The sequence below is a fragment of the Anaerobiospirillum sp. NML120511 genome (assembly GCF_023050955.1).
Taxonomy (GTDB): domain Bacteria; phylum Pseudomonadota; class Gammaproteobacteria; order Enterobacterales; family Succinivibrionaceae; genus Anaerobiospirillum.
Genome location: NZ_JALKIK010000002.1, coordinates 80957 through 105571 on the forward strand (window position 1 = coordinate 80957; position 24615 = coordinate 105571).

13 protein-coding genes and 2 tRNA genes are annotated in these 24615 nt (G+C 53.1%); 4 read left to right on the top strand and 11 right to left on the bottom strand.

Going from position 1 to position 24615, the window contains the following annotated elements:
• Window positions 1-26: 26 nt before the first annotated feature.
• Together MXE39_RS00730 and MXE39_RS00735 are read right to left on the bottom strand one after the other, a co-directional pair.
• Window positions 27-5378, bottom strand: coding sequence for a hypothetical protein (locus MXE39_RS00730; protein ID WP_246976070.1), 5352 nt, complete (start codon window positions 5376-5378; stop codon window positions 27-29).
• A gap of 306 nt (window positions 5379-5684) precedes the next feature.
• Window positions 5685-6719: a ThiF family adenylyltransferase gene (locus MXE39_RS00735; protein WP_246976067.1), complete on the bottom strand. Its 1035-nt coding sequence runs from the start codon at window positions 6717-6719 to the stop codon at window positions 5685-5687.
• Window positions 6720-6766: 47 nt separating this feature from the next.
• Here MXE39_RS00735 and MXE39_RS00740 point away from each other — a divergent pair, with 47 nt between their 5' ends.
• The 3 genes from MXE39_RS00740 (at window position 6767) to MXE39_RS00750 (ending at window position 7460) form a co-directional block, all read left to right on the top strand.
• Window positions 6767-6925 (top strand): hypothetical protein, encoded by a 159-nt coding sequence (locus MXE39_RS00740; RefSeq protein WP_246976064.1) that lies wholly within the window; start codon window positions 6767-6769, stop codon window positions 6923-6925.
• Window positions 6926-7278: 353 nt separating this feature from the next.
• Window positions 7279-7355, top strand: a tRNA-Arg gene (locus tag MXE39_RS00745).
• A gap of 20 nt (window positions 7356-7375) precedes the next feature.
• Window positions 7376-7460, top strand: a tRNA-Leu gene (locus MXE39_RS00750).
• A 548-nt stretch (window positions 7461-8008) separates the two neighbouring features.
• Here MXE39_RS00750 and MXE39_RS00755 read toward each other — a convergent pair.
• The 4 genes from MXE39_RS00755 to MXE39_RS00770 form a co-directional block, all read right to left on the bottom strand.
• Complete coding sequence (locus MXE39_RS00755) at window positions 8009-8563, bottom strand: flavodoxin (RefSeq protein WP_246976061.1); 555 nt, start codon at window positions 8561-8563, stop codon at window positions 8009-8011.
• 1275 nt (window positions 8564-9838) lie between these two features.
• Complete coding sequence (locus MXE39_RS00760) at window positions 9839-11002, bottom strand: hypothetical protein (RefSeq protein ID WP_246976058.1); 1164 nt, start codon at window positions 11000-11002, stop codon at window positions 9839-9841.
• A gap of 612 nt (window positions 11003-11614) precedes the next feature.
• Window positions 11615-14896 carry an efflux RND transporter permease subunit gene (locus tag MXE39_RS00765; RefSeq protein ID WP_246976055.1) on the bottom strand — a complete coding sequence of 1094 codons (3282 nt, stop codon included), beginning with the start codon at window positions 14894-14896 and terminating at the stop codon, window positions 11615-11617.
• 103 nt (window positions 14897-14999) lie between these two features.
• On the bottom strand, window positions 15000-16181 hold the full coding sequence (locus tag MXE39_RS00770; RefSeq protein WP_246976052.1) for an efflux RND transporter periplasmic adaptor subunit: 1182 nt from the start codon (window positions 16179-16181) through the stop codon (window positions 15000-15002).
• 1145 nt (window positions 16182-17326) lie between these two features.
• Between MXE39_RS00770 and MXE39_RS00775 the strand changes: the two genes are divergently transcribed.
• Window positions 17327-17971, top strand: coding sequence for a TetR family transcriptional regulator (locus MXE39_RS00775; RefSeq protein ID WP_246976049.1), 645 nt, complete (start codon window positions 17327-17329; stop codon window positions 17969-17971).
• 301 nt (window positions 17972-18272) lie between these two features.
• Here MXE39_RS00775 and yciA read toward each other — a convergent pair whose 3' ends face one another.
• The 5 genes from yciA to MXE39_RS00800 form a co-directional block, all read right to left on the bottom strand.
• On the bottom strand, window positions 18273-18791 hold the full coding sequence (yciA, locus tag MXE39_RS00780; RefSeq protein WP_246976046.1) for an acyl-CoA thioester hydrolase YciA: 519 nt from the start codon (window positions 18789-18791) through the stop codon (window positions 18273-18275).
• 406 nt (window positions 18792-19197) lie between these two features.
• Entirely contained in the window at window positions 19198-19857 is a 660-nt protein-coding gene (locus MXE39_RS00785) for a lactate utilization protein C (RefSeq protein ID WP_246976043.1), read from the bottom strand.
• Complete coding sequence (locus MXE39_RS00790; RefSeq protein WP_246976040.1) at window positions 19850-21289, bottom strand: LutB/LldF family L-lactate oxidation iron-sulfur protein; 1440 nt, start codon at window positions 21287-21289, stop codon at window positions 19850-19852. The genes MXE39_RS00785 and MXE39_RS00790 overlap by 8 nt, the downstream gene beginning before the upstream one ends.
• 2 nt (window positions 21290-21291) lie before the next feature.
• Entirely contained in the window at window positions 21292-22044 is a 753-nt protein-coding gene (locus tag MXE39_RS00795; protein WP_246976037.1) for a (Fe-S)-binding protein, read from the bottom strand.
• Window positions 22045-22572: 528 nt separating this feature from the next.
• Complete coding sequence (locus tag MXE39_RS00800) at window positions 22573-24234, bottom strand: lactate permease LctP family transporter (protein WP_246976034.1); 1662 nt, start codon at window positions 24232-24234, stop codon at window positions 22573-22575.
• Between the last annotated feature and the right edge of the window lie 381 nt (window positions 24235-24615).

Genomic DNA, 24615 nt, shown 5'->3' on the forward strand with positions numbered 1-24615 from the left:
ATGAGAGCACTGCCATGGGCAGTGCTTTAGCCTCCGGCTGAGAAGGTATGAACTGCGCCGGTGCTGTCATGGGCAGTAAAGGTAATCTGGGCCGGGCCTGGCTGCTCCATGGTAATGCTCTGGTGGGTAAGACCCTTAAAGCAGCTGTCCTGCTCAGGGGAGCACCAGGCCATGACCGGAACATTAAACTCACGGGCCAGACGGGCCAGTACCGGAGCCAGGGCTGCAGCTGTTTCATTGTCCATATCGCCTGTGTCAATGAGCAGAGCCGAAGAGCAGCCTGAGGCCTGACAGTGGCTTAATGCCGAGGTAAGTAAAGCTGTTACCGAGGCAGCGTCAGTCTCTTCAGGAAGCTCTACAAAACGGGCTCGATAGCCATTTACCTGGAAGTATGGATCTGACGGGGCAGCACGTACCAGATCATGGCTGGAGCTTAAGATGGAGCTCAGCTGCTGCCACTGCTGCATATTGCCAGTGTAGATAAGCGGGCTGAATCTGTTTTCAAACAGCGAGGCCATCACCAGATTGCTCAGATCCTCAGAGTCACAGCTAAGACTGTACAGAGCCGGAATCAGTTCCATACGGGCCAGATTTTCAAGGGACATGATAAGCCCCTGGGTGGCTGCCTGAGCTGCACTGTGTACAGGAGCGTCGCCAATGGCGCCTGCGGCACCACCAGCACCACCGGCGGCCACAGCCGTTTCTGCAACAGCCGCTGCTGACGCAGCTGCCGGGGCAGCAACAGCAGCAGGCGCAGCCTGAACAGGGGCTGCAGTGGCTGCAGCGCCCTGTGCAAGGCCCTGTGGAGCGGCTGCCTGAGCCTGTTTCATCAGGGCGTTCTGCTTTGCAAGAGAGAGCACCTGACCTACAGAGGCGGCAAACTGCATGCGGTTGAAGATCAGGCACTGATTGACTGTTGGGCAGCCAGAGCGCAGATCAAGGGCCTGAGCCTCAATGCCCAGAGCGCCAAAGGCAGAAAGAAGAGCACTGTGAGCCGGTGCCCAGTTTGGATTATCTGCAGGAATACAGATATAAACAGGGCCACAAAGCACAGTGCGCATGTCACGGCTGGCGCTTAGCTGCTGCAGAGTGGTCAGCACGCTCATTACCTGATAAGGCAGACCTGCTGACATGGCCTTACAGCCAAGGCTCTCAAGAGCCAGGGCATCAAGCTCATTGCTGCAGATAAACAGAGGAGTATCAGCAGCTGTACCGGTGCTCAGAAGCTCCAGGTTCAGGCAGCTCGGAGTGCCCATGTAGCGGCGCTCAGGCTCGCCATTGGTGCAGCCAAAAATGGCTGTGCTGTTATAAACAACATAGCCGTCATTGCCAAGAGGAATGGTCAGAGCCTGCCAGGTGGAACAAGGTGCACCAGGCACAGCCGGATCCTGAATGGTACAGAAAGGATCAAAGCCGATATTGTGCTGCTCAAATACTGAGTAGCTCATACCGGACTGAGCAAGGTACTGACACTGATTTAGCATGCTGCGGCAGCGCATCAGATAGGCAGCCCATGGACCGGTCAGGGCCGGGGCTGCGGCCACAGGTGCAGCTGCTGCCGGCGCAGCTGCACCAGTCACGGATGGAGCCGCCGGCACGGCAGCTGGCACTGCAGCTGGCACAGGGGCAGGCTGAATGGCGCTTACCGGAGCCGGAGCTCCCATGGAGGCGCCAAAGACAGCATCAGCTGTGGCCATGAGATTGGAGAATGCATCATTAGGATCAACAGGGGCTCCACCCATCACGGCACTGACAGTCTCAGCTGCAGTGGCGCCAGCCGGTGCGGCAGGCGCAGCCGGGGCAGCAGGCACGGCCTGAGCAGCCGGGGCTGCCGGGCTGGCAGCCTGACTGTCCTTTGCGGCAGCCTCCTGGGCCGGATCGGCCTGAGCAGCTGCAGCCGGGGCTGCAGCAGATGCAACGGCCGGATCAGCAGCAGGTGTGGCTGCTGGAACGGTAACGCCTGGAGGATCAATCTCCACTGTCTTAGGGCTTAAGCCACCCAAAATGTTGCTGCCCAGTATTTCACTGCCAGCCGGGGCAGAAAGAATGTCCTTGCCTGCAGTCTTGCCGGCAGCTGCTGAGTCAGCAGCTGAAGGGCTGCTCAGAGGATTGAAATTCAGACGGCTGCTGGTGTGGCTGTTAAGAGAATCTGCAATATTGCGCAGAGCCTTGCCCAGATCAGCAAGCTCGGTCATGCCGTCAAAGCCCTTGAGATCGCGCTTGTCAGTAAGCTCAGGCAGCTCGATATCGCCACTTAAGGTATCCACCCTGGAGGTAGCCTTGGAGTTCTCCTCAAGAGGATTGATTTTGACAATCTCAGGCTCTTCCTGAGTAAAGAAATCCGGACGGACACGGCGTGGGCTGCCACTGCCGCCAAAGGCATCAGGACTGTCAAAGAGACTGGAGTAAGGCATGTGGCCTGCTGAAGCAGGACTGTTCTCATCTACCAGTTTGAAGCCTGTATCCTTTGAAGTACGTGTGCCTGCAGATGCACCTGCACCGGCAGCACCTGCACTGCCAGCAGCATCAGTTGCCTTACCGGCATCGGCCTTGTCCTTGCCTGAGGCCAGGGTGCTCAGAATGCTAAGAGCAGACTGGCCATCAGAGGCGCTGCCGCTGCCGGCAGCCTGGTTGCCCAGGTCAGATGAGTTGAATGATGACAGGTCAACTGAAGTCGGGCCACCCAGGGATCCAATTAGGATATCGTCCTGATCCTCATGGGAGGTCATCTTAGGCTGGGCGCTTGGCAGATCGCTGAAGTTGATGGAGCCTGCGGCCGGAGTAGCGGCGGCACCTGAACCTGCAGCTGTGTTCTGGTTCTCGGCTGAGCGGTCACTGCCCGGACGGCTCTTGAAAGAGAAGTCGATGGCAGAAATACGTACTGAGTGATTGGTCTCAGTATTATCGTGATTAATCTTGCGGGTAATGCGACCGTAGTTGTCGGTCATTACGCGGCCGGCTGCGTCACTTAAGATGGTCTTGCTCTGCTTGGCGCCTGATGACATCAGGGCAGTAAGCGGAGTAGTGGACTTGTGCTGCAGCGGCTGAGCGGTCAGGGTGCCCGGTGGCGGAGTTACAGTGCCATGGGAAATCACGGTGGTGATATTACCGCTGCCGCCAGGGCATGGAGCATTACGAGACGGCTGGTTGCCCATAATAAGGGTACTTACCTGGCTCTTGTCTCTGTAGGCGCGCAGAGCACGGTCATACTGACTGCCCTGAGCCATGTCCGCTGCCAGAATTGAGCCGCCATTTTGCTGCACATGGTCAGCAGGGAGTGGCGGGGTAGCAGAAATAATTTCATCAAGGCCTGAGCGTACCTCATCCTGGCTCTTGCCCTTGAAGTCATAGGCAAAGCCGTTGATCAGGGTAGACGGAGCCTTAGGGTTGAGCAGAGGATAGTCGCTTTCGGCACTTACGGCAGGGCCGGTGTGCTCAATGATGTTGGTGTGCTCGGTGCTTGGAGGAATATTGCCAGACAGTGCGCTGCCACCGGCATGACCTGCAGCTGCACCACCAGCTGCGCCACCAGCGGCCGGACCGCCCGGGCCTGCCTGCATCTGCTCACGCTGACGCATCTGACGGGCAAGGAAAGAAGGCACAATAGGAGCCTTTTTGCCAGGCTCAGAGACAAAGATATTGGTGTGAACTTCACCATCATCGCTGCTTACCGGAGCAGATGGTGAGTCACCTTCATTGTCATTGCCGTAAATCTCACGGGTGCGACGCTCAATCTCATCGCGGTCAGCAATATAAGGTGAAGGTATGAGACGGCCTTCCTCGTCACTGTCATTTTCCATGCGGCCATTACGACGGGCAGCTGCCTTTACGCCTGGGGTGATGTAGGCAGGTGCATCGTCGGAACGGCTGTCACGGGACTGGCTGCGGCCAGGAGAGCTGTTGCGCTCGGGCTCATCGCCATAGAAAGCAGGACGAATGCTCTGAGCTGCAATAAAGGCAGGATCAGAGAAAGGATCGCCAAAAGGTGATGGCTGCACGCCTGTGCCCGGTGGCTGATTAAAGCCAGGGCCACTGCCAAATGCGCTGCCAGGAGCACTGCCATTGCCAAAGCCATTATTCTGGCCGGCGGAATTCATGCTGTCAGTGTTAAATCCAGGAGCGCTGTGGCTGGCGCCCTGATGACTGTCAGGGGCGTGCAGAGGGTGAACTGCAGGTGGTGGCTTGATGGAGGCCATATTCTGAACGCCGGTCAGGGCATTTTGCACGGCCGAAATCATATCCTGGCGCATTCCGCCCGGAGCCATGCCTGCCTGGGCAAAGGCCGGCTGACCCATGGCGCCGCCAGGTGCCATGCCGCCAGGGCCCATGCCCGGCTGGCCCATAGCGCCAGGGGCCATGCCTGGAGGATTCATTCCTTGCTGCCCAATGCCCTGATACATATTCTGATCAGAGATAAGGCCCTGCATGTTCTGATTGCTGTTCTGAGACATCATGCCCTGGTGCATGCCCATGTCAGGAACCATGCCCTGAGCCTGTGAGCCCATGGAGCCAAAGCCAGGCATGCCCTGTGACACTGGCTGGGATGACATGCCCTGGGGCATACCCATGCCCGGCTGTTGCATCATGCCCTGATTGTCTGGCTGGCCAAAAGGATTAAAGGCGCCCTGGGAAGCCATGTCATTTTGCATGGACTGACGGGCAAAAGGAGGCAGGCCACTGCTGTCGATACCGGCAGAGGAGCTGAAAAAGTCAGGCTGGCCTTCCATGCCCGGTAAACTGCCCGGGGCTGCGCCCACAGGCTGACCAGGCATGCCCATGGACTGACCCTGCATGACCTGACGGGCACCCATGTCGGCCCCCGGCATGCCCTGCATATTGCCCGGCATATGGGCTGGCATGCCAGCAGCGCCAAAGGCGTCCTGAGGCATGCCGCCCATGCCACTGCCCATGCCGCTGTTCATGCTGCCCATGGCGCTGCCCATGGTGCCGCCCATGCCGCCATTCATGCTGCCCTGGCCATTAAAGCCGTTACGCTCGGCATTGCGTGATGAGGCAAACTGCTGCTCGGCCATAAGAACCTCAGGAGGCAGCTCAATTGCCACCTGGCGTGGAGGGCCGGGATTTCTTGATTTCTGCTGGGCAAAGCCCTGAGCTCCCTCAAGATTATCAAGGGGAGCAATATTGAGAGGATCAATACTCATGGAGCCCAGAGGGTTGCTCAGAGGTGGCAGGGAGCTGTTCCATGGAGCAGCACCTGGCTGGCCATTGTTGCGGTTGGCGCGCAGCTGGGCAATCTGATCGGGAGTGGCACTCAAAGAGGTAATGCCGGCAAAGTCAGCCTCGGAAATGGAGTTGATATCCTCCATGGATTCTGCGGAAAGCTCTTTGTCAGAGGGATTCTTATGTGGCTTGGCCATAACCATTTCCTTCGTGTGATAAACCGGTATTGTGCTCCGGAGCTCTGCTTATATATGTGCATACAGCAGCAGGGCCGTGTCTTTGAGGACGGGAAAAATATGTATCAGTCGGGTCACAGATATTGCTGATACCGCCATGTGCCTGCTGTTAATGCCTGGAAAAACAGGCGCAGATAACAGCCGTATGTCCTGAGGCCGGCAGCTGGTGCTGCCCGCCTCAGGACATACTTTCAGGGCCGTGCCCATTAATAATGACAGGCCCGCGCAGGGCCACGGTACATGATTTTTCCTGATGCCTGCACAAAGCTACTGTGAGATTCTGGTACCCACAATCCATCTTATTATAACGGATGCCAGCAGTAATCCAGCTGTAGCAGTAACAGTGTTGGATGCACCAAATCCCGGCAGTTTAGGCGGATTGACAATGCCCCATGCCTCCGGGGAGACATCAGTATTCATGCGATCAGCCGCGCGCATCGGCTTTTCATCTGAAAATGAGCACAGAATATTGAAGCGCTCATCAGCTTTCTTATGCATACGGCGGTTCTTTTGCGGAGTGCGCGGCTGGGCGTTTTCATCAAGGCCCTTAGGATAGCCATAATTGCGGCGCAGCTCGGTACGCAGACGCTTGATAAGCTGGTCACCACGGGCCTCGGTGATATCGGCAATGCGTACGCGTGACGGATCAATACGGCCTCCGGCACCGCCTGATGAGACTACAGGAATACGGGCGCGGTGCAGATAGTCTACGGTGCTGGCCTTGGCAAAGAGGTCATCAATGGCCTCGGCTACAAAGATATTAGGAGGCAGCTCAGGGGTAATGGCATCAGCTGCATCAACAGCACCGGTGCACTGGCGGTATTTGTTGGCAGCCAGTACGTGAGGATCAGGCAGATCTCTTAGCTCAGGGCGTGGCAGGTTCTTTAATACCTCAGGGGCAACTTTGACAGCCTCGGCAATCACATCTCCTACATTATGGCGGTTAATGAGGACCTGCATGACCTTGAGCTTGAGATAAGGATTGATATCGGTCAGACGACGGCCCAGAGTTTCAGACTTGCCCTGGCCAATGGTGGAGCTCAGGGTATGCAGCTGGCGGTTGGAGTTGGACAGCTCAATATTGTCAAAGTCGATAAGGGTAATGGAGCCTACACCGGTACGGGTAAGGGACTCGGCTATCCAGGAACCTACACCTCCATTGCCTATCACGACTACATGTGAGTTCTGCAGACGGAAGAAACCTTCATAGCCGTAAAGGGCACATACGCCCTTGAATCGCTCGAGCTGTTCCTGTTGAACATCAGGGGAGAGCTTAAGAAAGTCAGAGGAAAGGTTGGTCATTATTTGTACTCAAATTACTTCGGGAAAAATCTGTTCGGGAGTTTTCGTTGGACAAAAATGAGCTGTCGCATACGGCTCCATCTTATTTCCATCAGGAAATCGGACTTTTGATGGAAAGTTTCACCAAAATAGTGCAAAAAATCTTCTTTTGCTTTCAGGCGGCGGTGACCATCAGAGGCAGTCCGGATGATTTTTCCGATAAATAAAGGAAAACATCATAATTTAGCCCGACAATTATGGCACTAAAAACAAACTTTCTGACCGCGATCGTCAGCAAACGTTAATTTTTATTAAAATGACGCCCCTATGCGGGCTGTCGTGAAGAAAAGAGGCATATAAATCAGCTTTTTACCGGTGGTTTTCCTGAAAAAATACTGCCTGTTGAGTGGGAGTGTTAAGGGTATGCTCAGAAAATTTTAAATTTTTTTTGATCAGCGCTTGCCAAGGTCATTAATTAACAGTATTATATGCGCACACCAAGGGACGGTGACCTCCCTGAAAAAGCTGCAAAGCTTAATCTGAACAGTCACAAAGCTTGATAACAGCTCGATAGACGCATGACCCCGTAGCTCAGTTGGATAGAGTATCAGTTTCCGAAGCTGACGGTCATGAGTTCGAATCTCATCGGGGTCACCATCAAGCAGAAAAACTTAAATGCGAAAGTGGCGGAATTGGTAGACGCGCTAGCTTCAGGTGTTAGTACCGCGAGGTGTGAGGGTTCGAGTCCCTCCTTTCGCACCATTTAAGATAAAACAGCCATCGTAAGATGGTTTTTTTATTTCTGCGTGATGTATCTAGTCAGAATTGAAAACATACCGCTAAATTCGATAGATATCAGCTTTATCATAGCCCCTGCATCCCCAGATCACCAAAATTTCCCCCAACATACCTAATCCCATCCCTATCCCTATCCCTATCCCTATCCCATCCCCATCTCTAACCTCATCTACAAATCCCAGCCCTCATAATCTGAACCTGGCATCACCGGACATCTCCGCCCCTGGACTGCGTCCTGGTCCCAGCTCGAGTCGTCGTCCGCCTGGACACAGGCAGGGCCGTGCCGGGCACGGTCAGCGCCTGGGCGATGGGGCGACTGGGACCGTGGTCTGCACAAAGGTGCCTGGTGTGCAGCCTGGTCAGTTGTCTGCAGATCAGGGCAGGGTCTTGCTGATCTGTGTATGGTCTGCGGACGGTTGCTTTGCTGCAGGTAAAAAAATGCCCCCTTAAGATCGCGTCTTAAGGGGGCTTTGGCATTTTGCCGGGGCTCTGGAATTATCCTGGGATAATTACTACAGGCCGAAAGCTGGACGAATCAGCTTGCACCACTCTCTGATGCGCTCGTCGGTGAGCTCAGGCTGATTATCCTCGTCAATGGCCAGACCTACGAAGTTGTCGTGGTTGAATAATGGCAGCGGGCTGGTGAAATCGTAGCCGCTGGTTGGCCAGAAGCCTACAAACTTGGCATCACGGAACTGGAAGGTCTCGTAGAGCATACCCATACCGTCAAGGAAGGTGTCAGGGTAGGCAATCTGATCGCCTGTACCGAAGAGAGCAACAATCTTGCCTGCAAACTTCATGTTTTCCAGCTGTGGCATGAATGCGTCCCAGTCTTCCTGAAGCTCACCAATGCTCCATGTGGAGGTACCGATGATGAGGTAGTCATACTGATCCATCATTGCACCATCGCTGTTGATATTGTGCAGATCAACATACTCTTCACCAAGCTCCTGTGCAATGCGCTTGGCAACGTTGCCGGTGGTGCCAGTGTAGGTTCCGTAGAATAAACCTATTTTCTTCATACCAAAATTGCCTTCAATAACAGAGCCATCGATCAGACTGGTCATTCATCAGCACTGCAGTGCCGGTGAACTGGATTTTCCGGGGCCGTTTTATCATGCCTCCGTGGGATCTGAGGTCAGTGGTCTTGTAACACAGCATAACTTCAGCTCTGCGCTCCTTACGCAGAGGTTCCCGTCAGGAAAAGATCCAGATTAGCTTAAGACGGCTAAACAATTAATAAGTCTGCACACTGCAGACTCAGCCATGGCTGCTGCCTGCCTGTCTGGCAGGGGCAGCCCTCTGGACTGCCTTCTTTCAGGTATATGAAAGGAGGTCAAATTAATTAGAGCAGGGCGCGCTGAATCACTCAGGCGCTTAACAGTCCGGCAATGAGAGGGTGCAGCTCATACCCTTTACGGGTGGCGCGGTCCATGAAAGCAGGACAAGTCAATCTATGGTGCTCAATACATCCGGGCATAGTCATCAGAACCATCAGACTTAATGGCAGAGTTGTTCTTTTCTGTTTAAGCCCGACAGCTAAATGCTGTTGTCAGCTCTTTTGAGCCCTCAAAGTGCATGCTGATGCCGGATGTTATGCCCAACCCTTCTTGAGTCAAAGGTCGTTGCCTCATTACCATGAGACTTAGGGCAGGTGGGGGGAAATCATTGACCGGAAATATTCAGGTTTTATGTTTTCCATCTGCAGATGACCGGCAAAAAAGCCGGAACAGCGCAGAAATCTCTGTTACCAGGCGTACTTCAACAGTACGTTTGACAAGATACAATTGTACGAAAAATCAATCACTGGTCAGAGAGCTGCAAATGATTATCAGGTTTCCGTGGGCGGATTACCTGTATCTGCAGGGCATGGACAGGCCGTTTTTCAGCGCTTTTTCTCTGGCTGGCACAGCCTTAAACAGCATGTTTTCAGCTGTGTGCAGCGGCTGTTGAGCTTTGGGATTATATCAGCTCACAGTACTTTCTGATCTGAAAATTGCCTGTAATGAAATTCGTGGACCTGGCTTTTTTTTGCAGTCTTTTGCATAGATACATGTCAGTGTATGCAGGCACAGCCATTCCCTGACTGGCGCGCCCATCGGGCTGTCGCCCAGACGCTGGTGCAAAGGCCTGGACCATACCGGGGCCATGGTGCCCAGACTGGCAGGCCGGTGGGCCCCGTCGGAGACCGGGCATCCGACGGGGCCTGGCAGGAGCACAGGCCGGCGCACAGGCAGGGGAGGCTACATACAAAATGAGCGCCTTGCGGCGCTCTGATTGGCCGGTGCCCGATCCGGGGTCCGATGGATCGGGAGACCTGATGATTTTGCTGTTGCCTTCACTTAGTTGGAGTTGACTATGGCGATGGCTGTGGTCAGTACGTCAGTGAGGAATGGGCCCTGAGCGAATGGACCGGTGGTGATAACTTCACGCAGCAGCTGTACGTCCTCGCCACGGTCGCCACCCTCAAAGCGCACTGGCAGTACAAGGCCAAGGGAGTGAACATACAGGGCATCCTTGAAAGAGGCCTCTGGCATCTTTCTGCGGGCGCGGTACAGAGCAAGAGCGATGTCGTAGACATCCTGCTGGGTAACACCGAAGTGACGGTTGTCAAAGGCTTCAAGAGCCTGACGGCGTGAGAGGGCCATAACCTTGATCATTTCACGACCCAGCTGAACATTCTTGAGGTCCATGTTGAGCAGCAGCTTGCGCTCGATGAGCTCTTCGGCCCACTTTGCAGACATGGCCAGCAGAACTACGTCAGAGTCGGTGGCAAAAATCTGGTATTCCTTACGCAGCTCCAGAGGGCCGGTAATAAATGAGCCCGGGGCCATCTGAACAAAGTCATCAACCAGCTCACCAGTGTGGAAGTAAGGCTCAATGGTATCAGGCTCCATCTCAACCTTCCTGAGGCTCTCGTTGAAGGTCATGCGGCTCAGACCGCCATTGCCATCGCTGAAGTCAGAAGGACGGCGCAGATCTTCTTCAGCATACTGACCCCGCAGAGCGTTGTTGAGCAGAGTGATATCGGCAAACTTTGGAGTCCTGGTGTAGGTAGGGAGTACTACGCCATACAGTTCGCACAGGATACCGTCACGCAGGTTGATGTCGTGATCCTTGTTGCGGGAGCTCCAGATAGTGGTAGCTACCAGGTGGGCATAGTAACGGCTGCTGTAGACACGGGCATCAGTCATGCGCAGCAGAATGTGGGAGCTTGGACTGATGAGCAGGTAGCAGTCGATCTCGCCGGTCTCATCTATGTGAATCTGCAAAGCTCTCTTTGGCAGATAGCCCTCAGCTACCCAGCGCTCGGCCAGTACTGGACGGGCAGCCAGAATATCCCAGCGGCCATCCTCGCTTACGTAGAAAGCAAATTGCTCACCGCGATCGCGATCAACACCGATCTTGATACCGTCTGGCAGAATCTCGCCTACAGGCAGGATGCTTGGAGAGGTATCGTCCATGTCGATGACAAATAAACTTTCGTTAACACTTAAGCCGGCCATTGATAACTCCTGTACCCGTAACAGACGCTGCAGTTCCCGCATATGTGTTCGCAGGTGCGCTGTCCAGGTGATGTAAGAAACATTGTTGCTGTTAAGCATAACCCACTGAAGCAGCCTTGCAGTGACAATCTTTGTCATACAACAACATGTCGCAATCGTATAAACAGACCCTGTATTGGTGTCTGTCTGTATCAGGCACTGCCCTCGCGGGCCGTCACTTCGGGAACGTCAGGCACCATGCTTACAAGTAATGCCTGCCTGCTACGTTAGCAGCAACAGCCGGTATACAGCGCTTATGTCAGTTAAAAGGGCCAGTCAGGTGCACGCGCCATATTTTTGGGGCCCCCTGTGGAGCGCTTACTACGTTTGAACCCACAGCACGCCAGGGCAGTGCCACGGGCCACGCGACGGCGCAGCGGCAGCCAGCAGCGCTGCGCAGGCCCTGCGCATGCGGCCAGCCTGGCATGCGGGCTGGCTGGCGGGCGTCCCGCTGGCTGTCAGACTGGCAGACGGCTGGGGATTTTGGGGACAAAAAAAGCGCAGCCGGAGCTGCGCTTGAGTTACATGAGTCAGGGACCAAGTGCCTGTCCCTGATTATCAGGTATCTTGTGATTACTGAGGTGGGAGACCCTTCTTTGCCTCAAGTGCGCGCTGCTGGCGCTCCCTGATGCGGATTTCCTCTGCCTCGGCCATCTTCTTCTTCTGATCGGCCGGGATGTACTTGGTGAAGTAACGCATTACCAGCACGAAGAATACAGGCACGAAGAAAATGGCCAGAATGGTAGCTGACAGCATGCCGCCGATTACGCAGATACCAATTTCATTTCGACCTGCAGCACCGGCACCGGAGGAAGCTGCCAGTGGCAGAACACCCAGCACGAAAGCGGCGGAGGTCATGAGAATTGGGCGCAGACGGATACGTGCAGCCTCAATAACGGCATCTGACAGACGGGAACCCTTGTCGTAAAGCTCCTTGGCGAACTCTACGATCAGAATGGCGTTCTTGGCTGACAGACCTACTGTCGTGAGCAGACCTACCTGGAAGTACACGTCATTGGACAGTACTGTCTGTACCGGCAGGTACTGAGTAATGAGAGCGGCCAGCACGGCACCGATAATGCCCAGAGGCACAACCAGCATTACCGCAAAAGGAATGGACCAGGACTCATACAGAGCAGCCAGTGACAGGAATACGATCAGCAGGGATACAGCATAGAGCAGTGGAGCCTGAGAACCGGACAGACGCTCCTGGAAGGAGGTACCGGCCCAGGAAATACCGTAGCCGGCTGGCAGGATTTCCCTGGCAATGCGCTCCATTTCAGCCATGGCCTCACCTGAGGATACGCCAGGAGCTGGAGCACCCTGGATGTTCATGGCGCCTACACCGTTGAAACGCTCAAGACGTGGTGAACCGTAATCCCATGAGGTGGTGATAAATGCAGAGCAAGGTACCATCTGACCCTGGTTGTTACGTACATACCACTTGTTGAGGTCAAGCTCGTTCATACGGGCATCGGCCTCGGCCTGCAGGAACACCTTCTTTACTCGGGATCTCTCCATGAAGTTGTCGACATAGGCAGAACCCCATGCAGTAGACAGAGTAGTGTTGATGTCGTTTACGGACAGACCCAGAGCCAGGGCCTTTTCATAGTCGATGCTCAGCTTGAACTGAGGAGTATCGTCCTGACCGTTGGCACGTACCTGCATAAGCAGACTGGACTGCTGGGCAGCGTAGATATACTCCTGACGCATCTTTGTCAGAGCTTCGTGACCGGCACCGCCGTTATCCTGCAGGTAGAGGTCGAAGCCGGAAGCTACGCCCAGCTCAGGAATGGCTGGCAGGTTGAAGGCAAAGGCAAGACCCTCACGAATGCCCATTAAAGGCATGTAGGAGCGCTGAACAATGGCGTCAGCATGCTGATCTGAACGCTGTCTTAAGGACCAGTCGTGCAGCTTGATGAATGCCATGCCGGCGTTCTGGCCGGAACCGGAGAAAGAGAAGCCGGTAATAGCCATGATGGATTCGATATTCTCGGACTCGGCTGCGTTGAAGTAGGCAATCATCTTGTTCAGAGTGCCGGTTGTCTTCTCTACAGTAGAGCCGGCAGGCAGGTTAACCATGGCCATCAGCACACCCTGATCTTCGTTTGGCAGGAAAGATGAAGGAATGCGCAGGAAACAGAAAACCAGAGCGCCACAGATGATCAGGTAGGCTACAACCTGACGCTTGAGCTGGTGAACTACCTTGCTTACGTGCTTCTGATAGGAGTGGGTAAAGGTATCAAAAGCGCGGTTGAACCACTCAAAGAACTTCTCTACAGGCTTTAAAAGGGGCTGAGTGAGCGCATGGGTCTTTGCCAGCAGCTTGTTGTCAGGAACAGCTTCACGCTCTTCCTTGGACTGCAGCATGGTGGCACAAAGAGCAGGGGTCAGAATCAGAGCTACCAGTACGGACAGCACCATGGAAGATACGATAGTGATGGAGAACTGGCGGTAAATAACACCGGTAGAGCCACCGAAGAAAGCCATAGGAATAAATACGGCTGACAGCACCAGGGCGATACCGATAAGAGCGCCGGTAATCTGATCCATGGACTTGATGGTGGCATGACGGGCAGGAAGATTTTCCTCCTCCATGATACGTTCTACGTTTTCTACCACCACAATGGCGTCGTCAACGAGCAGACCGATGGCCAGTACGATACCGAACATGGTCAGTGTATTTATGGAGAAGCCCAGTACGGCCATGATGGCAAAGGTGCCCAGCAGTACTACAGGAACGGTAATGGACGGAATTAAGGTAGCGCGGAAGTTCTGCAGGAAGAGGTACATGATGAGTACCACCAGAACCACTGCTTCAATCAGAGTATGAAATACTTCAGTAATGGATACCTTAATGAATTCGGTAGTGTCGTAAGGGTAATGAAGCTGAATCCAGTCAGGGAAGTACTCGGAGAGTTCAACCATCAGAGCCTTAACGCGGGTGGCAGTATCCAGAGCGTTGGCACCGGCAGCCAGACGGATAGCAATACCTGTGGATACCTGACCATTGTAGGTAGCATTAATCTGGTAGCTTTCAGAACCCAGCTCAATGCGGGCTACGTCCTTGAGGCGAACCATGGTGCCGTCGGTGTTAACGCGCAGCAGGATGTTTTCAAACTGCTTGACGCTCTCAAGACGCTTCTGACCGGTGATGGTGTAGGAGTACTGCTGGCCAGGAACAGCTGGGGTACCACCGAGGGAACCATAGGTTACCTGGGCGTTCTGCTGTTTGATGGCATTGCTTACTTCAGCTACTGTAACAGCCAGATTGTTGAGCTTTTCAGGGTCCAGCCAGATACGCATGGAGAACTCGGAGCCGAACACCTGCAGATCACCTACACCCTGTACACGGGCCAGAGGCTCGCGGATATTGGCGTAAATATAGTCAGCAAGGTCGGTACTGGTGTGCTCGGCATCTTTGGTGCTAAGACCCACAACCATAAGGAAGGCGTCTGTGGACTTGGATACATTCACACCGTTTTGCTGTACTACAGAAGGCAGCTGAGACTGAGTCTGCTGGAGTTTGTTCTGTACCTGAACCTGAGCAATATCAGCATCGGTACCTGGCTCAAAGGTAATGGTAATGGAGGAATTACCATAAGAGTCAGAAGATGCTGACATGTACATGTAGCCATCCAGGCCTGTCATGTTCTGCTCAATTACCTGGGTAACCGAACGCTCTACAGTGCTGGCGTCAGCACCTGGGTAGGAAGCGCGGATGGATACGGCAGGCGGAGCAATAGTTGGATATTGTGATACCGGCAGAGTAAATACGGATACGAGACCGGCCAGCATGATCACAATAGCAATAACCCACGCAAAGATTGGGCGATTGATAAAGAAACGTGCCATAAAGATTATGTTCTCCCAGATCTGCAGGTCATGTGGCTTATGGCCACGGCTGCATCAGCTGATGTCGCCCCCTTCAGATCTGAATGTATTGTCCAGTACGTGCTTAGCCGGCCTTGGCTGGGGCAGCAGCCTCACCTTCAGCAGGCTTCTGCTCGGCCTTAACCTCGCTTACAGGGGCGCCGGAGCGAATCTTCTGCAGATTGGAGCTGATTACTCTGTCACCTACCTTAAGACCGGAGGTGATAACGAAGTAACCCTCATACTCGGTACCGATCTTGACGATGGAACGCTGAGCCAGACCCTTGTCATCGATGATGTAAACGTAGCTCAGACCACCGGCCTCACGGATCACGGCATCCTGACGGACTACAATAGCATTTGGCAGGGTACCCTCGTGCAGGTCGCCACGCAGGAACATGCCTGGCAGCAGCTGACGGTCAGGGTTAGGAACAATAGCGCGCAGGTTAACCATGCCGGTGGTCTCATCAACGGTTACGTCTGAGAACTCAAGCTGGCCCTGGTGAGCGTACTTGGTGCCATTGGAAAAGTAGATATCAACAGGAGCCTTGCCGTCGGCGTTCTTGAATACGCCTGATGCCATGGCCTGACGCAGAGCCATGTGATCCTCTACAGTCTGACCGAGGTCAACGTACATGGGATCAAGCTGCTGAATGATGGTCAGAGGGTTGGTCTGCTGGGCGTTTACCAGAGCACCTTCAGTAAAGTTGGACTTGGAAATACGACCGGAGATAGGGGCATATACCTTGGTATAGGCAAGATTGATGTTGGCAGTTTCAACGGCAGCCTCAGCAGCCTTAACTGCAGCATCGGCCTGCAGATAGGCAGCCTGAGCATCATCATAGTCCTGCTTGCTCACGGCCTTTTGCTGCAGGAGCTGACGGTAACGGTCAGCCTTTAACTTGACTGTATACAGGCTGGCCTGGGCGCTCTTGAGGTTGGCCTGTGCGCTGTTAACCTGGGCCTCATAAATAGCCGGATCAATCTGATAGAGCTGATCACCCTTGTTTACAGTAGAGCCTTCAACGAAAAGACGCTTCTGGATAATACCTGAAACCTGAGGGCGTACTTCGGCGCGACGGGTGGCGCTGACACGACCGGTCAGATTGGAGACGACAGGAACTTCCATGGTCTTGACGACAAAAACGTCTACAGGAAGACTCTGAGGACCTCCTGCTTTCTGGGCTTCACCACATCCTGTGAGCATAATGGCCAGTGCCAGTGCACTTGGCAAAAGATGCTTTTTATTAACCTTTGACAGGAACATACCTGATAATCCTTAAAAAATGAGGTGGAATGTTACGGCCGTGATCTTTAGATCCGCATTCACAACAGGGCAAATCCCATTCAGGGGCAGGGGCCATTTGTGAAAGCCGGTCTGATGGTCATGACAGTACATGGGTGATTTATCAAAAAAGCAGGGGCTGACAGGTGGGGCACTCTGCCTCAGTTGTGAGCTCATGGCCTCACGCATGCGACAGTTCAGATAACTGTTTTAATACTCCACCGGGCCTGTTGCCCCTCATGAGCCCTGAGCCTGCGGGGCCTGAGCATCTTACCGGGGCCTTGCCTCAGGCAGGACTCAGGCACGTAGAGGGCCTTTGCCTGTCATTGAGGGCTGTACCCGGCAGCGCAGCCTTATGCTTTGATGATAAACAGCTGTGATATTCAGGAGCTGAACATAGGCACTTTGATTATGTTCTTAGTCCTGAACGCAGTTGAACCAGTTCCCCGTCTTGCACGGGAAACGCCCGCAGGCCACGTGCTGCCATGGCAGCAGCACTGGCCTGTATACAACATACATGCACGGATGTATGCAACAGAGGCTGAATGTGTCCCCTTGTGAACCAAAAAATGCTGTTATCGCTTATTTTCAGGCATGGGAGAGGGCGCTACCGTGCGCCTGGTGACCGGGCAGAGATGCTGCTTTGATGGTCATGAGCCTCTGATATGAGACGCTTACTGCCCCTGGCAGTCCTGTCTCAAAGAAATTTCCTTCGCAGTGATGAGATCAGCAGAGAGCTGACTCAGAAATGGCATGGATACACACTTGCTGATGTTTTACTTACAGTTTAAATCATCATGAAAGTTATCGCTTGTCCAAGACAACAAAAGCATCAGCCAGCCGTATCTATATTTACGGTAAGCATGATGCTTTCTCTATTGTGAATGTATCACATGACAGGGCAGCGGCATAACCTGGTGGCGCTGCCAGACGCATCTGCACTTTAGTGCAGCATAAATGCGTTATTTAAGGGACGGAATTCAGGACTGCGGCCCTGGTGTTCCCTGCTTGCTAATAATAAATTATTGGGCGGCAAAATTATAGCACCTTTTCATACATACATGAATGTATGTTATAATTTTTTTCCGCCAACTCAGGTTTTCTTTGCTCTTTTTGAGGTTCGGAATATGCCACGTAAAACTTTTGCTGAGTCCATGGAGACCAGAAACAACATTCTGATGGCCGCTCAGCGTGTGTTTGCCAATAAGGGTTTCAACAAGGCCTCGCTTACTGATATTGCAAGAGAGGCTGGTGTGACCCGTGGTGCTATTTACTGGCATTATGAGAACAAAACAGCTCTGCTGGCATCCCTGCTTGAGGAGGAGGCCCGCAAGCTCAACCTGGTGTCTACCCTGGCCTCAGCTGCCCATGAGACTCAGGCTGATCCTTTAGGTCAGCTTAAGAAGTGGGCCATGATGCACTTTAATGAGGACTCCAAGTCATTCTTTAACTCATCAGTAATGGCCATTTTCGAGAGCATTATCCATTCTGATATCAGTCACGAGGCCCGTGAGCAGCTTGAAGAGCTCATTCATCTACGTTTAATCAGCATCGAAGATGCCCTGCGCAATGCTGTGACCTTAAAGAAGCTGCCTGCTGATACCGACATTGAGCTGGCTGCCGTATACATTCAGTCCACAATGCTCGGTCTTATCATTCAGATGCGTCAGAACAATCTGACCCACTCAGCTTCCTACTACCAGTGCATTATTGAATGCATGTTCAATCACATTGGTGAAATCAAAATCGGCTGTGGCCGCGACCAGCACTGACGTCAGATCCTGACCCGCTACAGCTGCGGCCGCGGCCGCAGTTGCGCCGGCAGCGCCGCCGCCTGCACCTGCGCCAGCTGCGGCCGCATTAGCGCCAGCGGTGCCTGCGCCGGCAGCGCCGCTGCCAGCAGCAAGGCGCGGCCACTATGGCCGGGCTTGCCTGCAGGGCAGCCTGATAAAACAAAAAAGCCTGATCGGATGTACTTCGATCAGGCTTTTTGTTTTGGGCCAGAGCTATGGCTCTGCTCCCGGGAGCCGGGTAACGGCTATGCGCTGCTCTGCGCAGCGACGCTGTGTGCTGTTATGAGCAGCTGTTATTGCGTATGGTGCCATCGGCCTTGAGGCCGGCTGTGGCAGCATCGATGCCGCGCTGGGCAATTTCATGAGCCTCAGCTGGCAGAGGGCGTGGACGGCCGTTTTCATCTACAGCTACGTAGGTGAAACTGGCTTCGGTAACCAGGTAGCGCTCGGCTGTTTCATCGTCGTAGATCTTTTTGACCCACAGCTCAAGGTTAACCTTAAGTGAGGTACGGCCTACTTTGGAGCAGTGACCATAACAGCAGACCACATCACCCACCTCAACAGGCTTGAGGAAGTTCATGGCATCAACAGCTACGGTGACGACGCGGCCATGGGCAATTTCTCGGGCCAGGATAGCACCTGCAATGTCCAGCTGTGACATGATCCAGCCGCCAAAGATATCGCCGGCAGGGTTGGTGTCACGTGGCAGGGTCATGGTGCGTAACAGCAGATTGCCAATAGGTGGATGAGGGTGGTTATCGGCTTTTTTCTGTCCGTTTGTTGGTTGAGTATCTTGCATTTTCGTTCCTTGAGCTTCCCGTCAAAGATGATCAGCCTGTGTTCATGGGCTCTGCCGACCGGGCATGCGCCTCATGCGCCTAAGGCCCCTGTGGCTCCAGACCGGCAGCTGCAGACTCGGCTGCAGGCTCAGACCGCCCATTTCCTGCAGTAACGGCTCCCCGTCCTGCGAGGCCATTATAGGACAAAAAGTGGTCCTGACCGGACCTTTTTTCACAGCTGCAATGCTGCATCGACCTGTACAAATCAGACCGTTCGGCCCGGAGCGTAAGGCACAGGGATCTGCTGTGCCTCCAGGCGACAGCAGGCGCCGCACGGTGACGGCGGACCCGCAGGGCCTGGGTCCATTAAAAAAGCCCAGCATGAGACATGCTGAGCTTTTAAATAAGACAGAAGTAATCTTCTTATTAGTACAGGATCAGGTGTACCTGAGTAGAGCCGTGTACGCCGAATACGGTAACCAGCTCAACGTCGGAAGTACGGGACGGACCGGCGATGAACAGTACGTTGGTTGGCAGTACATCAAGTTCGCTCTTGACCTTGTGCAGAGCGTCAACCAGGCTCTTTACCACACGCTCCTTCTTGAGGAGCATGATGCAGGTAGGGGTAACCAGAGACAGCATGCGAGGCTGGTTTTCAGTTGAAACCACGCAGGCAACACCATGGGAGGCCACACCGGCAAAAGCATTGATGATGGAGAAGTCGGTATTGAATACCTGATCTCTGATGTCTTCAATGGCGGTGTCAAAGCACAGCTGGCTTGCAGACTCTACACGCTTGAGGTCAATGCCGATGTCCTTTGGATAGACCAGGGTCCTGGCATTGCGCTCTCTGGTAATGGAATTGATGGTGTCGTACAGCTGCTCAGGCTTGATGTCATGAACCACAAACTTGTTGTTGGTCATATTGGTCTTCATGTTCTCAATCAGATTTTCTTCCATCTGAATGTGAACAACAGGGTCCTGAGTCTCAACACGGCAGAAGTCAGGCTTTTTGTAGCCCTCACTGACGCGCTTTAAGATTTCCTCACGGCTGCGCTTGGAGATCTGCGCAATTACATCATTCATACTTAACTCCCTCGATCTTCTGTACTTTCTTGTAGAAGTTGCCGCTTACGTCTGGTAACTGCTTGTAGGCATCCCAGCTTCTGGCAACAGGAAGCACAGGTCCGAAAGCCTTGACCAGAGGGTTGAAGATGTGGGCCTGTGAGAAAGCAGTACGCCACAGATCACCGTTGGTAGCTGCCCTGGCAAAGAGTTTAAAGGCAAACTGCTCGGAAGCGCTGGCCTTGACGTTCTCAGAACCGGTAATCTGACCTTCGCCCTGACCTACCTTGTAAGCACGCAGTTCACGGATCAGATCGGCAAGAGGGATCTTCTCAGGACATACCTCAGAGCAGCGACCGCACTGAGAGCAGAAAGTAAGCACATCACCTGTCTTATCAAGACCAAAGAGGTTAGGAGAAATAACCTCACCAATTGGGCCAGGGTAAGTAGTACGGTAGGAGTGACCGCCGATCTTGTCGTAAACAGGACAGAAGTTCATGCAGGCACCGCAGCGTATGCAGCGCAGAGCTTCGTGGAAGTCCTTGTGACGGAGCATGGAGGTGCGGTTGTGATCGAAGATCACAATGTGCATCTGACGAGGACCGTCCTTGTCGGTTTCTTTACGTGGACCGGAAATAATGTTGTTATAGGTTGGGATGAACTGACCGGTAGCAGAAGGGGTCAGCAGGTGCACCAGAGTGGCAGCATCCTCAAAGGTCTCAACTATCTTTTCGATGCCGCAGATAGCTACGTGGATGTCCGGAGCAGTGGTACACATACGGCCATTGCCTTCGTTCTCGATGAGCCAGATTGCGCCTTCCTTGGAGATGGCGAAATTGACGCCGGAGATACCCATCTTAAGATGCTGGAACTGATTTCTTAAGTGGCCACGGGCAATGGAGTTGAGCTTTTCGATGTCAGACTCAAGAGGAGCGCCCAGCTTGTCGTGGAAAATCTGACCTACTTCGTAGCGGTTGCGGTGAATGGCTGGTACTACGATGTGTACTGGAGGCTCATCATTGAGCTGGAGAATGAGCTCACCCAGGTCGGACTCAACAGCGTTGAGGCCCTTTTTCTTGAGGTAGTGGTTCAGACCGATTTCTTCAGAGGCCATGGACTTGCCCTTGAGCACCTTGTCCACGTTGTTCTCTTTCATGATCTGATAGATGATTTCGCAGGCGTCCTGATCGGTGCTGGCAAAGTGCACCTGAATGCCGTTTTTGGTGGCATTCCTCTCGAACTCTTCGATACGTTCCTGCAGAGACATCAGGGCGTTGTTCTTAACCTGACGGGCACGGTCACGCAGGCCCTGCCAGTTTTCGAACTTGTTCTCAATGAGTTTCAGACGGTTGCCCTGGAGGGTATGCATGGCACTGGTAAGGTTCTCACGCATCTGGGCATCGTGGAGCTTCTCGTGAACGATGGTTTTGTGAGGAATTGCAGCTAAATCCATATTTATAAATCCTCACCTGTTACACGCTTGAGAATGAAGTCATAGATGTTCATGACCTTGATGTCGGTAATACCCTGGCGGGCCAGAGCGCCGGAAATGTTGAGAATACAGCCATTGTCGCCAGCCAGTACTACCTTGCAGCCGGTTTCCTTGATGTGCTTGATCTTCTCGGAGACGATGGCGTTGGAGATCTCAGGCTCCTTGATGGAGAAGGTGCCACCAAAACCGCAGCACTCTTCCTCGTAAGGAATATCAACGAGATTTACATTCTTGAGCTGGCGGATCAGAGCCTTCTGAACAGGGATACATTCCTGAACACGCAGGGAGTGGCAGGATACGTGGAAGGTAACGTTTATCTGCGGACCCTTGTCCTCAAGCTGCACCTTCAGCACGTCAGTCAGATACTCGGACTCGTCATAAATACGGGCGGCAAAACGATCGATGGAGTCACGCACCTGCTGACTGTCGTCCCTGAACAGGATCTTGTAGTCGTGGCTCATCATACCGGCACAGGAGCCGGCTGGAATTACGATTGGGTAATCATTGTCTGCAAACAGGGACATGTTATAGAAAGCAACTTCCTTGGCTTCCTTGAAATATCCGGAGTTGAATGCAGGCTGACCGCAGCAGGTCTGCTTTTTCTTGAAGGTGATCTTTGCGCCGTACATCTGCATCAGCTTGATGGAGCTGATTACGCTGTCCTGAAGAGCAGTTGAGCCCATGCAGGTCGCAAAGAAATTAACGTTGTGATCCATGCGGAAAAACCATCCTAACGTGTGAGGTGTTGAAAAACCGGTAAGCAGGGCAACATAGCCCGTACCTTATTGTTTTGTTTGACCGGGCCTGCCTGAGCCGGGAACGGGCAAATCTGTGTTCCTGCCGGGGCAAAGCTTACAGGGCCTGCAACCTGGTGGAAAGTGCCTTACGGTAGTGTTCCGGGGGCAAAATCAGGTTTAAGGTCCTTTTACCGCTGCTGACAGTCGTATCTGAATGTTCAGGTGACTTCAGTTTGTGGTGACAGATAAGGAAAGGGAATGTTTGATCAGCTGTAACTATATATCTTAACAGCTCATGTGCGGTGATGCATGCAGCAAATTGAAGAAAAATTCTGAACTTTACTGCCATATGGCAGCATAAGCCATGGTGTGAGCCTAAACGCGCTCACGGACGGAAAGGAATTCTGTTATCTGGATACGGGAACCCCACATTCAGATGAATGTGGGGCTGTCCCTTAGAGAGCCTTGATGCTCTGTCTAACTGCTCTGAATCAGAGCTTTATGCCATTAGTGGGCAAGGTACTGGATTTCTGGAATCATCCAAGGCAGGAAGAATGCCACAGTGAAAATCCAGGCGCCGATGATGAGGATGAAGGCTAAGGAGTACTTTAAGGTGAACTTGAACAGTTCGGACTCGCGGCCTACCAGACCTACAGCGGCACAGGCGATGGCGATGGACTGTGGAGAAATCATCTTGCCTACTACACCACCTACGGAGTTGGCAGCCAGGAACAGGGCCTCACCGATACCAAGGGTCTTGGCAGAAGCCTGCTGGAGGATACCGAACAGTAAGTTGGAGGAGGTGTCAGAACCGGTTAAGAACACGCCAATCCAGCCAATGACAGGGGAGAAGAATGCAAAGCCGCTGCCGGTGCTGGCAAATGCCAGACCAAGGGTGGTGGACATGCCGGAGTTCTTGGCGATAAAGGCGAAGGCTACTACCAGACCGATGGTGATGATAGGGATGGCCATCTCCTTTAAGGTATCCCAGAAGCACTCCATTGCGTCTTCAGTCTTAATGCGCAGGATAGCGATAGTTAATAAGGCTGCAATGAAGATGGCGGTACCGGCCTGGAAGGCGATGAGGTTAACAACCTGAGCTACCTTGACATCAGACAGTACGCTTGGGTCAAGAACGTCTGGGCTCTTGATGGAACCGATGGTGGAGTTGAACTGGACAGTTACCTGAGTGAACTCAAGGATAGAGCCCTTGGCAAACAGGCTTAAGAATAATGGGTTGGTCCAGATGATGATTAAGATGATCAGCAGTAAGAATGGGACCCAGGCACGGAAGACAGTCTTGAAATCAAGGTTGCCATCGGTCTTGAAGTTGGTCTCGCCATCCAGACGGAAGATGTTCTTTGGCTGCCAGTACCTTAAGAAGACAGTGGTACATACCAGAGCAACAACGGCAGAGGTGATATCAGGTAACTGAGCACCAATGTGGTTGGAAGTATAGTACTGGGTAACAGCGAATGATAAGGAGGTTACCAGAACAGCAGGGAAGGTCTCACGTACACCCTTCATGCGATCCATTAAGAATACGATGAAGAATGGAACGGTTAAGGATAATGGGAACAGCAGACGGCCGACCATTGCAGAAACTGCGTGCTGATCTACACCAACAAGGTCAGTCATGGCGGTAATAGGAATACCTACAGCGCCGAAAGCTACTGGAGCGGTGTTGGCAATCAGACACAGACCGGCAGCGTAAAGAGGCTGTAAACCAAGACCTACCAGCAGGGCTGCGGTAATGGCTACCGGGCCACCGAAGCCGATTGCACCCTCGAGGAAGGAACCAAAGCAGAAGCCGATTAACAGCACCTGAATACGGTGATCAGGGGTAATGCTGATAACGGACTGCTTGATTATCTCAAAGGAGCCGGACTTGACGGAAAGCTTGTACAGGAAGATCGCGGCAACGATAATCCAGGCGATAGGCCACATACCGTTGGTGTAACCCTGTACAAAGGAAGCGCCCACGAGCTGGGCAGGCATGTCGTAGAAGAAGACGGCAACGAGACCGGCCAGAACTACGGTGATGAAACCTGCCTGATAGCCCTTGAGCTTGAATACTACAAGACAGAGCAGGAAGCAGAGAATTGGAAGTGCTGCGACCAGGGCGGACAGCCAGATGTTGCCCGCTGGATCGTAGTTTTGAATCCACATAAAAGACAATCTCCAGGGAATTGGGTAAAAACTGACGTCACAAATATATAGAAAGGAAAATGCGAATTTTTGATACGTTTTTGCATCTGATAGGGAATTGATTGTTCAAATCAGGCTTTTTTCAGGGATATTCAGGCAAAACGTGATGCACCTCAAATGGAAAATCCCGTTTTTAAAGGCTTTTATCTGATTTTGGCTCTCAGTGAGATCCAGCTCATGTTTTTGCCAATTGCTCCGGACGGGTACTTTTCGGGGGCAGGGAAATTGTGATCTGCATCCCATGGAACCCCTGTTAAAAGTCATATTTATGCGCCAGGAAGCTTGTATCCAAGGTGCACGCACTCACAAACTAGATAAATATCGCCTTTATCGTCATAAATG

Coding starts and splice junctions, on each gene's coding strand:
- MXE39_RS00730 (WP_246976070.1), bottom strand. CDS start 5,378: ATGGCCAAGCCACATAAGAATCCCTCTGACAAAGAGCTTTCCGCAGAA.
- MXE39_RS00775 (WP_246976049.1), top strand. CDS start 17,327: ATGCCACGTAAAACTTTTGCTGAGTCCATGGAGACCAGAAACAACATT.
- MXE39_RS00765 (WP_246976055.1), bottom strand. CDS start 14,896: ATGGCACGTTTCTTTATCAATCGCCCAATCTTTGCGTGGGTTATTGCT.
- MXE39_RS00755 (WP_246976061.1), bottom strand. CDS start 8,563: ATGACCAGTCTGATCGATGGCTCTGTTATTGAAGGCAATTTTGGTATG.
- MXE39_RS00790 (WP_246976040.1), bottom strand. CDS start 21,289: ATGGATTTAGCTGCAATTCCTCACAAAACCATCGTTCACGAGAAGCTC.
- MXE39_RS00785 (WP_246976043.1), bottom strand. CDS start 19,857: ATGAATGATGTAATTGCGCAGATCTCCAAGCGCAGCCGTGAGGAAATC.
- MXE39_RS00735 (WP_246976067.1), bottom strand. CDS start 6,719: ATGACCAACCTTTCCTCTGACTTTCTTAAGCTCTCCCCTGATGTTCAA.
- MXE39_RS00770 (WP_246976052.1), bottom strand. CDS start 16,181: ATGTTCCTGTCAAAGGTTAATAAAAAGCATCTTTTGCCAAGTGCACTG.
- yciA (WP_246976046.1), bottom strand. CDS start 18,791: ATGCAAGATACTCAACCAACAAACGGACAGAAAAAAGCCGATAACCAC.
- MXE39_RS00760 (WP_246976058.1), bottom strand. CDS start 11,002: ATGGCCGGCTTAAGTGTTAACGAAAGTTTATTTGTCATCGACATGGAC.
- MXE39_RS00795 (WP_246976037.1), bottom strand. CDS start 22,044: ATGGATCACAACGTTAATTTCTTTGCGACCTGCATGGGCTCAACTGCT.
- MXE39_RS00800 (WP_246976034.1), bottom strand. CDS start 24,234: ATGTGGATTCAAAACTACGATCCAGCGGGCAACATCTGGCTGTCCGCC.